11 protein-coding genes are annotated in these 10,770 nt (G+C 61.5%); 6 read left to right on the top strand and 5 right to left on the bottom strand.

The features are described from left to right. The 3 genes from EN749_RS21260 to EN749_RS21250 form a co-directional block, all read left to right on the top strand. A partial coding sequence (locus EN749_RS21260) for an EamA family transporter (protein ID WP_145990964.1) occupies positions 1-403 on the top strand: 403 nt, incomplete at its 5' end. Between the two features lie 207 nt (positions 404-610). Next, a complete protein-coding gene (locus EN749_RS21255; protein WP_127271117.1) occupies positions 611-1,570 on the top strand; it encodes an AraC family transcriptional regulator in 960 nt (319 codons plus the stop codon). A gap of 221 nt (positions 1,571-1,791) precedes the next feature. Next, positions 1,792-2,502: an outer membrane protein gene (locus EN749_RS21250; RefSeq protein WP_164762590.1), complete on the top strand. Its 711-nt coding sequence runs from the start codon at positions 1,792-1,794 to the stop codon at positions 2,500-2,502. A gap of 393 nt (positions 2,503-2,895) precedes the next feature. Here the strand turns inward: EN749_RS21250 and EN749_RS21245 are convergent, their stop codons facing one another. Genes EN749_RS21245 through EN749_RS38935 form a run of 3 tightly spaced genes read right to left on the bottom strand, consistent with a single transcriptional unit; the run spans position 2,896 to position 5,752 of the window. Then, entirely contained in the window at positions 2,896-3,819 is a 924-nt protein-coding gene (locus EN749_RS21245) for an ABC transporter permease (protein ID WP_128363894.1), read from the bottom strand. A gap of 12 nt (positions 3,820-3,831) precedes the next feature. Continuing rightward, complete coding sequence (locus EN749_RS21240; protein ID WP_128363893.1) at positions 3,832-4,890, bottom strand: ABC transporter permease; 1,059 nt, start codon at positions 4,888-4,890, stop codon at positions 3,832-3,834. After that, the gene (locus EN749_RS38935; RefSeq protein ID WP_245491469.1) at positions 4,883-5,752 is read right to left on the bottom strand and encodes an ATP-binding cassette domain-containing protein; all 870 of its coding nucleotides are present in this window, start codon (positions 5,750-5,752) and stop codon (positions 4,883-4,885) included. Before EN749_RS38935 ends, EN749_RS21240 begins: the two co-directional genes overlap by 8 nt. Here EN749_RS38935 and EN749_RS38930 point away from each other — a divergent pair. Further along, positions 5,744-6,475: a hypothetical protein gene (locus tag EN749_RS38930; RefSeq protein WP_245491468.1), complete on the top strand. Its 732-nt coding sequence runs from the start codon at positions 5,744-5,746 to the stop codon at positions 6,473-6,475. The genes EN749_RS38935 and EN749_RS38930 overlap by 9 nt on opposite strands. On the opposite strand, the gene EN749_RS21230 is transcribed toward EN749_RS38930, so the two are convergent. After that, positions 6,433-7,548, bottom strand: a complete 1,116-nt coding sequence (locus EN749_RS21230) for a BMP family ABC transporter substrate-binding protein (RefSeq protein WP_189367633.1) — start codon at positions 7,546-7,548, stop codon at positions 6,433-6,435. The genes EN749_RS38930 and EN749_RS21230 overlap by 43 nt on opposite strands. A 220-nt stretch (positions 7,549-7,768) precedes the next feature. Between EN749_RS21230 and EN749_RS21225 the strand changes: the two genes are divergently transcribed. Both EN749_RS21225 and EN749_RS21220 read left to right on the top strand, forming a co-directional pair. Beyond that, positions 7,769-8,728, top strand: a complete 960-nt coding sequence (locus EN749_RS21225; RefSeq protein ID WP_127268795.1) for a LysR family transcriptional regulator — start codon at positions 7,769-7,771, stop codon at positions 8,726-8,728. After that, positions 8,725-9,786, top strand: coding sequence for a 2-oxoglutarate and iron-dependent oxygenase domain-containing protein (locus EN749_RS21220; RefSeq protein WP_245491467.1), 1,062 nt, complete (start codon positions 8,725-8,727; stop codon positions 9,784-9,786). The genes EN749_RS21225 and EN749_RS21220 overlap by 4 nt, the downstream gene beginning before the upstream one ends. A 528-nt stretch (positions 9,787-10,314) precedes the next feature. Here the strand turns inward: EN749_RS21220 and EN749_RS21215 are convergent. Continuing rightward, positions 10,315-10,770, bottom strand: a 456-nt coding sequence (locus EN749_RS21215) for a molybdopterin cofactor-binding domain-containing protein (RefSeq protein WP_145990963.1), incomplete at its 5' end; no start/stop codon positions are given.

Below are 10,770 nucleotides of genomic sequence, written 5' to 3'. Positions count from 1 at the left end.
CTTCTGGGCGCTTTATATCGTGCTTGCCCAGAAGGCCGGCGCGGAGCTTGGCACCCGCACCACTGCCTACGGCATGGCCATCGCCGCTGTGCTCGTGCTGCCCTTCGGTATCGCGCAGGCGGGATCCGCGCTGCTGTCGCCGTCGATCCTGGTCAGCGCGCTGCTGGTCGGGTTGTTTTCCAGCGCGTTGCCGTTCTTCCTGGAGATGGTGGCGCTGACCCGCATGCCGGCGCGCATCTACGGCACGCTGACCTGCCTGGAGCCGGGGCTGGGTGCGCTGGCCGGCTTCCTGTTCCTGCATGAAAGCCTGACCGCAACACAGTTGGCCGGGATCGCAGCCGTCGTTGTCGCCGCCTTCGGCACGGCGCTGACATCGCGGCCGCCGGTGCCGTCGCCGGAGTAGGGTGGCGCGATTCGTCGGCACTGGGCATTTTCGAGTAATCCGAAATTCAACCAGCCCAATCCACGAAATTAAGCCAATCCTTGTCCAGGACGGCACTGGAATTGTCACCTGGCGCACAAGTATTTCCGGCTCTGGACAGACCGTGATCTGGTCCCATACGGTGCGTGTCGAAATGAAGACGCGATTGTAGAAAAGGCCGGTTGCCCCTTGCAAAAGAACGTCTTCTCATCGGCGGATCTGCCGCCGCATCTGGATCATCGCGCACGCTTCGCGCTCTGGCAGGACATCCATGTCGCCGAGATATGGTCGGTCGAATACACGATTTCGGAGAGACTGTCGTTCGAAGCCGCGATCGAAGCCACCGCTGTCGGCTCGCTGGTGCTTGGGCAGATGGCCGGGACGATCCGTCATGCCAGCCGCAAGGCGGGCAATATCGCCGCCGATGGTCGCGACGGCTATCTGCTGCTGGTGAACAATGGCGATACGGTGCTCAGCGGCACGCAGATTGGCCGCGATTATCACGTCGGCAAAGGCGAGGCCGCACTGGTCTCGGCTTCGGAAGCGTTGCAGATGACCGGCGGCGACAGCAATGTCTGGGCCAATGTGGTGCTCCCTCGTGCCGTGCTGGAAAATGCCTTCGCTCATATCGAGGATCGGCTGGCGTTGACCGTTGGAGCCGACAATGAGGCGCTCGGCATGCTCAAGCGCTATTGCAGCTTCCTGGAAGCAGGCCCGGCGCTGGTCTCGCCCGACCTCATCGGCCACGCCACCGAAACGATCGTCGACCTGATCGGCCTTGCGACCGGCGCCAAGGGCGAAGCGGCCGAACTGGCGGGCCTGCGCGGCCTGCGCGCGGCAAGGCTGCAGGCCATACTGCAGAAGATGCGGGATAATTTCGCCGATCCCGCCATTTCGGCGCAGGGCGTTGCCGGGCAATTGCGGCTCTCCGTTCGCTATGTCCATGACCTGCTGCAGGAAACCGGGGTGAGCTTTGCCGAGCGCATTCTCGAACTGCGCTTGCAAAGGGCGCATCGCATGCTCCGCGACAGGCACAATGACCGCATGCGGATCAGCGAGATCGCGCTGCTCAGCGGCTTCTCCGACGTCTCCTATTTCAACCGCTGCTTCCGCCGCCGATTCGGCTCGACACCGGGCAGTGCCAGGTAGTTTCGTCGCCGCTAACCCCGCCGGATACACGACACGCCAATCGACTGAGGCCGAATGGCCACACCAGCCGGGAAAGCGCTGCTATGCTTTCCCCGACAATTCGGGTGCGGCCCAGCCCAAGACGCGGCGGGCGGACAATGCAACACCGGATTTCTCGACAACAGCTGGATCTCCGCAGCTCATTTGTGCGGTGGGGAAGCAACATGGGGCAGCAGACAACAATGAAAACTCTTCTTCTCGCAACGGCCTTCATTCTCGCGCCGCTCGGTGTGGCGTGTGCGGCTGATATCAATGAGGTTTCGCCTGTTGCATCCGGCTACGACTGGTCCGGACTCTATGCCGGCGTCGACATCGGCTACGCGGCCGGAAAATCCAATCTGTTCATCGCCGGCGGCGGACTGGGCGGGGCCACCGATCTCAATGTCTCCACCGATCCGAACGGATTTATCGGCGGCGTCCATATCGGCGCCAATTACCAGATGGAGAACAGCTTCGTGATCGGCGCCGAGGCCGACATCATGTACAGCAATATAGATGGGCTGACGGCCCTCGACGCCGGCGGCGGCGGCGTCACCACGTTGCTCAAGAGCGAACTCAAATGGTCGGGGTCGGCGCGGCTGCGGGCCGGCTATGCTTTCGATCGGACCTTGCCCTACATCACTGCCGGCGTCGCCGCGGCCAAGTATGAACTGATTGCGGTCAGCGCCGGTGGCCCTGCCGCCGAAGTAACGCTCCACAGCGACAGCCATGTCGGCTGGACCGTTGGAGCCGGCATCGAGCACGCCTTTACCGACAAGTGGATCGCGCGGGCCGAATACCGCTACTCCGACTTCGGCAGCCAGGACCTCTCGGTGGCAGCCGGCCTGCCCACGGAAACCCATGTCGACCTCCAGACACAGGATATCCGGGTCGGGCTCAGCTACAAGTTCTGATCCGCTGAAGCTGCTGATCTCCCCCTTGAGGGGGGTGAGGAGTGGTCCGCGCAGCGGACGGAAAGCCAATCGCTTGGCTTTCCGAACGACGAACGCCTGGAGCGAAAGCGAACGGCCGGGTCCGGCAGGCCAGCGGGGGCGGTCCGGCTGGGCTCGGCCTGCTGTTGCGGATGACGTTGGCGCTTTACGCGCGGCGACCCCCTCTGTCGTCTCCGTGGCGCTTTGTTCTTGATCTCACGGTTAGTGGCACGCGAATAGGCGTCGAGCGGAGCCGCAGGGTCAGCGCCGGGCGAGGGGGGACGGCACAGACATCGGCGATCCTTGATGCTTGCCATGATATCCGCGAAGTCCAGAAGGATGCGGGCGGCGGGGCTCATGAACCGGGCAAGTTCCTTATTGTTTGTCTTGTCGTAGATAGACCCTGCCGAGGAAGGCCGGCTCGCCGGAGCGCCGGCCGCCCAATGAGCCTGCCACCAGCACGACAAGCGTCAGCAAGTACGGCAAAGTCATCATGAGATAGACAGGAACGTCGGCGCCTATGGCTTGTAGTCTAGGCACAAGCGCATCCGCGCTTCCGAAAAGAAGCGCACCCCAGAGAGCTCGAGCCGCGTTCCAGCGCGAAAAGATGACGAGCGCAACGGCAATCCAGCCGCGCGACGCGACCATTCCCTCCACCCAGACATGACTTGTGGCGACTGAGAGATAGGCTCCGGCGAGACCACAAAACAGCCCGGACGCCAGGACAGCCCCGAACTGAACCAGTTGCACGTCGATACCCGCGACATCCGCGGCGGCCGGGTTTTCCCCGACGGACCTCAACCTGAGGCCATGTCGGCTTTTGGAAAGCCACCACCAGAGCGCGCCGACCAGGGTCGGCAGCGCAAGCGTAACCGGGTCCTGCACCGCGAAAATGCGGCCGAATGCCGAACCGCGGTCTATCCCGAAGAGGTCGCCAAGTGTGGAAATGCCAGAAAAGGTCTTCTGCACGTAGGGTCGCCCCACGACCCCGGTGATGCCCAGTCCGATTGCGACGACGGCCAGGCCGGCGAGCGTATGATTGGCGCGCAAGGCGACCGTCGATATTGCGAACAGCAGCGCGAGAGCCATCGCGGCCGCTGCGCCGGCGGCAAGACCAACCCAAGGATCGGCTCCGGAAAGCACCGTCATCGCGCCGGTCATCGCACTGACCGCCATCAATCCTTCCGCTCCAAGATTGAGAACGCCGGCTCTTTCGCAGATAATGAGGCCGAGGCTCGCCAGCAGCAACGGTGCCGCATAGCTCGGAATGATGGCAATCCAGCCGATTAGAAAATCCATGCAACCCCTTCCTTAGTTCTTCGGCCGTTTGAGCGAATAGGAGCTGAAGAACTGCGCCATCAAAATCGACATCAGTACCGCGCCTTGCATCAGCACGATCATCGCTTCGGAGATCGAGTAGAAAACCTTCAGGACATTCCCGGCGGTGAACACCGCGCCGAGCGCGAAAGAGATCACGACCACCCACAATGGCTTCGCGCGGGCCAGGTAGGCGATCACGATCGCGCTGAAGAGATAGCCGTTGCCGACGGACTGGTTGAGGCGGTGCTCCGTCCCCGCCACGATCATCATGCCGGCAACGCCTGAGAGAGCGCCGGAGAGCAGCACGAGCCCCAAGGCTATGCTGAGCACCGGCAGGCCCGTGGCGCGCGCGGCCTTGGCGTTGAAACCTACAGCATCCGCGTAGAAGCCGACCCGGCTGTGTTCCATGACGAACCAGATGGACAATGCGATAGCGGCGACCAGGAAGATTCCGGCATGCAACTGCCCCCATCCCAGAACGGGAAACCAGCTCGCCACGGGAAAGGTAGCGGTCACGGGAAAGCTGTTGGAAGGGTCTCTCCAGACCCCGAACAGAAGATGCTGCACGAGCAGAAACGCGACGCTTCCCAGCAGCAGGGTCGAAATAACCTCGTTAACGCCCCACTTGAGTTTCAGAAAAAGCGGAATCGCAATCCAGGCGGCTCCCGCAAGCGCTGCCAGAACGAACATCGCCGGCAACCTCAGCACTTCAGGCCCGCTGCCGTTCAGCGCCACCCAGGTTGACGCGATCGCGCCGAGCCATAGCTGGCCCTCCACGCCGATGTTCCAAAACCGCACGCGCATGGCAACGGCGGAGGCGAGGCCGACGAGCACCAACGGTAAAGCGGCCGTCGCCGTCTGGGAGAGGCCGTCCGAGGTCAGAAAAGTTGCAATCAGGAACTCATCCACAAGAGCGCTTGCCGGCACGCCCGCATGCACGAGCAGCACCGCCGAAACCGTCAGCCCGACCAACAGTCCGCCAACATAACTGAGACTGGTCAACAAGAAGCCGGGATTTTGCCTGCGAACAAGGAAAGCTGTGTCAAGCATGGCCTGCTAAAAGGCCTCCTATCCATTCAGGCGTGACGTCGCCGGTCTGACGGCAGCCGGCGATCCTTCCTCTGTTCATGACGGCCACCCGATGGGACAGGGACATGACCTCCTGGAGATCCTCGCTGATCAGAAGGCAGGCCGCGCCGGCTTCCACAGCTCCGCGGATCGCCGATCGGACGAACTCGGCCGCTTTCATGTCCAGCCCGCGAGAAGGGGAATGCGCTATGAGAACCTTCAGGCCGTGATCGAGCTCCCGCGCGAGCAACACTTTCTGCGCGTTTCCTCCCGAGAGCAAAGAGGCCGGCCGTTCCGGCGTCGCGCCGCGGATATCGAAGGCATCGATGGCCTCGGCGGCCTTCTCGCGCATCGCCCGCCGGCTCAGGAGAAACGGACCGCCGAAGCTACCGCTGGCGACGGTCGTAAGCGCGAGATTGTCGGCAATGGAAAGCTCCCGGATCAACCCGCTGTCAAAGCGGTCGGAGGGGATGACGCGCAAGCCGGCCTCGCGGCGCTGGTCTGGCTTGGCGGTGGATATGTCCTGGCCATCCAGTACGATCGCGCCGGCACCGGCACGGTCGAGTCCGAGAAGGCAGGCAACGAGTTCCTCCTGCCCGTTTCCACCGACGCCGGCGATGCCAAGGATTTCGCCGACATGCAGCTCGAACCCGAGATCGTTCAGGCTTTGCCCGTGAGCGGTCGCCCGTGCGGAAAGCCTTTCCACGCTCAGACACACATCGCCCGGCCGAGATGACGGCCGGCCCGCAACCGTCAAGGCATCGCCGACCATCAGCCGCGCCACCTCCGCTTCGGTGACGTTCGCAACCCGCGCACCGTCAAGCACGGTCTCGCCGTGCCGCATGATCGTTACCCGGTCGCAGAAAGCGGCAACCTCCCGGAACTTGTGCGTGATCAGAACCACGGCGTGACCTTGCCTCGACAATCGCTGGGCAAAAGAGAGAAGCGTGCGCGCTTCCTCGTCGGCCAGCACCGCCGTCGGTTCGTCCATGACCAGAATTCGGGCGCCCAGAAGCATGACCTTGATGATCTCGGCGCGCTGGCGTTCGGCGATCGAAAGGTTCGCTACCAGCTTGTGCGGATCGACGGGCAGGCCGATCTCGCTCGACTTGGCGGAAACGATCGCCGCCGCATCGCTCAGCGTTTTCACAGCAGCCTTGCGGCCGAAGCCGAGGAGAACATTTTCGGCAACCGTAAAACTCTCGACCAGCCGGAAATGCTGATGGACCATGCCGAGACCGGCGGCGGCGGCTTCCAGCGGGCTGCGCAAACTGATCGCTTCGCCGTCGATCGATTGGTAGCCCCCGTCAGCTACATAGACGCCGGCCGCCACGTTCATCAAAGTGGACTTGCCTGCACCGTTCTCACCGACGATGGCATGCACCTCCCCCCATTCGAGACAGAAGGACGCATCGCGGAGCGCGGCTTTGCCGTCAAACGACTTGCCTATGCCGCGCATCAACAGAGCCGCCGGCGTGCCCGGCGGTTGTCGCATGTCTCCTGCCTGCGGAAGCGCCGTCGTCATTACTTCGCCGGCATGGTGCCGATGACACCGTCGACGAAATAGTCCATCGACCAGAGCGCCGCATCGTCGACCTTCCCGCCGGCGTCGACAACGATGGTGCCGTCTTGCTTTTTCAGAGGGCCCTGGAACGGATCAAGCTTGCCGGTGATGATCTCCCGCTTTGCTGCCTCGACCTTTGCCTTGGTCTCCTCGGAAACCGAGGGGCCAAAAGGAGCGAGATCGACCACGCCGGTTTCAAGGCCTTCGAAGGCGCCGTATTCCTCGGGTTTCCAGTTGCCGTCGATGATCTCCTTGATCGTTGGCACAAGATATTTCTCCCAGCGGAAGATGACCGAGGTCTGGATCGTTCGCGGCGCGGCATGCGACATGTCGAGCTGAAAGCCTATCGAAGGAACGCCTGCCTTTTCGGCGGCGTCGAGCGCCGAGGTCGCGCTCAGATTCGTGGCGAGCACGTCGGCCTTCTGGTCGAGAATGGCCTGGGCGATCTGCCCTTCCTTCACCGGGTCCCACCAGGAGTTGGCGAAGACCGCGACCGTTTCGATCGTAGGATCGACCGAATGGGCCCCGAGTGCAAAACTGTTGATATCCCAGTTCACCACGCCGACCGGAAAGCCGGCGAGGATGCCGATCTTCTTCGTCTTCGTCGCCTGTCCTGCCGCGATGCCTGCAAGGTACCAACCCTGGTAAGTGCGGGCATAGAAGCTTTCCATGTTGGCCCCATTCTCCGTGCCCGAAGCACTGAGAAACGCCACATTCGGATAGGCTTTGGCCGCTTCGGCCATTGGGGCGCTGTAGCCATAGGTGGTGCCGATTATGATGTTGAAGCCGCGCTTGACGTAGAGATCGATCGCCGCGCGCAGCTTCGTGGCCTCTTCCGGTATGTTCTCCGTCACCGAGACAGGCACCTGTAGCTGTTCCTCCACGGCCTTGCGGCCGGCCTCGAGGGCTTCGTTCCATCCGCCGTCTCGCGCTGAACTTGCATAGATGAACGCGACCTTGGGCGACCCTTCCAGAGTAAAGGCATATGCGCCGGACGCAGCACAGGATGCGAAAACCGTGGCCGCCGCCGCGAACAGGCGAACTGAGCCGGACGGCATCGTGTTGCGCTCTTTCATTTCGTGGTTCCCCTTGTTTTCTTTGTTTTTCTCAGCCGGAAGCATGCCGCGCCCATGCAGCTTCCCTGCACGGTGACGATTGCCGCCGGAGCGTCTTTTTTGATTTGGCAAAAGCGAATTGGCTCTTGTGCAGTGCATAACAGCCGATTACGTTCGTTCATGCAACAAAAATAATCATGCTCATTTTTTGGGCATTTTGCACAGAAATGTGAACGATCAAATGAACACCGATGCTCTGGCATCATTTGTAAAAATCGCGGAACTGCGGTCATTGTCCGCCGCGGCGAAGTTGTACGGCCTGCCCAAATCCACGCTCAGTCTTCGGCTCAAGCAGCTTGAAGACGATCTGAAGGTCGCTCTGTTCGAGCGCTCCGGCCGTGTCCTGTTGCTCACGGAGGCAGGGCAAACCCTGCTCGGGCACGCGCGGCAGATACTGCAAAGCTGCGATACGGCGCGGGCCGCCGTGACGGAACTGAGCGACGACGTGACCGGAACCTTGCGGATCGGCGCCACGGGGGAGTTCGGCACGGCCTACTACACGCAGATGCTCATGGCGTTCAGAAAGCTCTACCCCAAGGTGGAAATCGAACTCACCTTCTTTTCGCCGCACGTTCTCTACGCGCCGGAGAGCCTCGATATGCTCGACGCCGTGATTTCATGGGACGAAGGTATCGAAGGCGGCGAAACGCTCTCCACCGCAAAATTCGCACTCTTTGCCAGCAAGAGTTATGTCGAGCGTGCCGGGATGCCACGAAAACCCGCCGATTTGGCGGAACACCAGGGCATTGTCTATCGCACCTCGGCGGGCCTGCAGCACTGGCGGCTACAGAAAGGTACCGCGCAGGAAAGTATCTTGCCGCGCAGCAACCTGATCGCCAACGAATACTGGACTATCAAGTACTTCGCCGTTGCGGGCGAGGGCATTGCCTATCTACCGCACTTCTTCACCACGATCGAGTGTGAACGCGGCCACCTCATTCCGTTGCTCGACACATGGGAGTCCGCGGAAAAGCGGGTCAGCATCCGCATATCGCGCCCGCACGCTCCGTCGCGTAAGATGACCGCGTTCATGGATGTCTGCGGCCGCTACTTCTCGCCCGGCTTCGTTTTCACGGGGCCGCGCTACTACGTCGAAACAATTTTCGATGCAAGCCAGCAAGAAAAGGGAACAGAAAAATGAAAGTCCTTGAAACCGGCAACGGCGCGCGTGCAATGAAAGGGGGAGGGCTCGACCCGCAGCGTGTCAGCTTCGACAAGATCCCGATCATTGATCTCGAGCCCATGTTCACAGGCGACGAGGCGGCCAAGCGAAAGCTCGCCCAGGAACTGCGCGAGGCCTGCACGGAAGTCGGCTTCCTCTATATCAAGAACCATCACGTTCCGAAGGATGTCATCGATGCCACGTTTGAGGTGGCGGAGGTGTATTTCGCCGAATCCGACGACGTGAAGATGGAGAATCACGTTTCCAATTCAAAGAATAATCGCGGTTATGCGGCAATATTGGAAGAGAATACGGATCCGACCGCGCGCGGAGACCTGCACGAATCCTATGATATTGCGTTGGATGTGCCAGCCGACGATCCGGACGTGAAGGCCGGCAAAGTACTCTACGGTCCCAACCAGTGGCCAGCGGGCAGGCCGGAGTTCCGAACGACACTGGAAGCCTACCATGCCGAGATGCTGACGCTGAGTGGCCACCTGCTCCATGCCTTTGCTCTGGCTCTGGGGTTGGAGGAGACATATTTCGACCTGCTGGTCGGCAAGCCGCTCGCAACTTTGCGGGTGCTCCACTATCCACCGCAGTTTGGCGAGATCGATGACCGACAGATCGGCATTGGGGCGCATTCGGACTATGAGTGCTTCACGATCCTGGCCCAGAAGGATGGTATTTCAGCCTTGCAGGTACTGAATGCAACAGGCGAGTGGATTGCGGCCGATCCCGTCCCCGGCTGCTTCGTCGTCAATGTGGGAGATCAGATGGCGCGTTGGACCAATGACCTTTTCGCCTCGACCGTCCACCGCGCGGTGAACCGTTCCGGCAAAGAACGCTATTCGATCCCGTTCTTCTTCGGTCCAAACTATGATGCCGTGATCGAGGTGCTTCCCAGTTGCGTTGATGAGGATCATCCTGCGAAGTACCCCCCGATCACGTCGGGCGAATACGTCAACGGCCGCTTCAAGGCGACATTTGCGCACTATGCCGCGCAAAGCGAGGCCGGCGCCGAAACCGCGGCTTAAGCGGATAATCCCGTCATGCGCGGCCGCTCCTGTGGCCGCGCATCGCGTACCCGCCGTCCGTTGACCGAGATCAATATGATAGCACCCGCGATGGGTAGCGTCGGGTTAACTGGTTAGCCATGGAGTCACCAGAAGAACCCATTTCGGTTTGACGGTGGATGTGGCTAATTTTTCGGCTTTGAGGGCTTCGTGGAGCGCGGTCTTGCCGATTTGGGCTTTGAGCAGCAACGGAGCAGAAAACCTGCATAAGGAAGTCACGGCTCGTCGTCCGGGTCAGCGGTTTTCGGATCGCGTGGCGGGCCTCGGTTTCGGCTATGGCCGCGGCAAGGCACAGCCAGTCGGCGATGCTGAGGGGGTAATGTTTTCAGGGGGCATTTTGCCGGTGCCAAAATGGATGTCGCTCATGGTCTTACCCCTTGATGGTTGCGCGAGTGCTGAAGGTGAAAGTGTGGAGGGAGCACCATCGCCCGAAGCTGCGGCCTGGCCTCCCCACAAGGGGACCCTCAAGGGGGAGATCGGCCACCGCCCTTAAATCAGCTTCTCCAGCGTGATCGGCAAATCCCGCACGCGTTTTCCCGTCGCATGGAACACCGCGTTGGCAATCGCCGGCGCCACGCCGACAATGGCCAGTTCGCCAACGCCCTTGCCGCCGAGCACCGAGGAATGCAGGTCGGGGATGCCGACCGAGATCACCTCGATGTCGGGGATGTCGGCATTGGTCGGCACGAGGTAATCGGCGAGGTTGTCATTGACGATGCGGCCGTGGCGGCGGTCGACGATGCCTTCTTCCAATAGCGCCTGGCCGATGCCCATGATGATGCCGCCCTTCCATTGGCTTTCGGCAAGTTTCGGGTTGTAGAGCCGCCCCGAATCCAGCGCCGACACCACACGCGATACACGCACCGTGCCGAAATCCTCGTCGACGCGCACTTCGATGAAATGCGCGCACCAGGAGTGGCGGGGAAAGTCGCCCCCCGGGTGCGG

Origin of the sequence: Mesorhizobium sp. M7A.F.Ca.ET.027.02.1.1 (genome assembly GCF_004022985.1) — a bacterium.
Classification (GTDB): Bacteria; Pseudomonadota; Alphaproteobacteria; order Rhizobiales; family Rhizobiaceae; genus Mesorhizobium.
The sequence above is the reverse complement of the archived record's forward strand: the minus strand, read 5'-3'. Positions and strand labels throughout refer to the sequence as shown.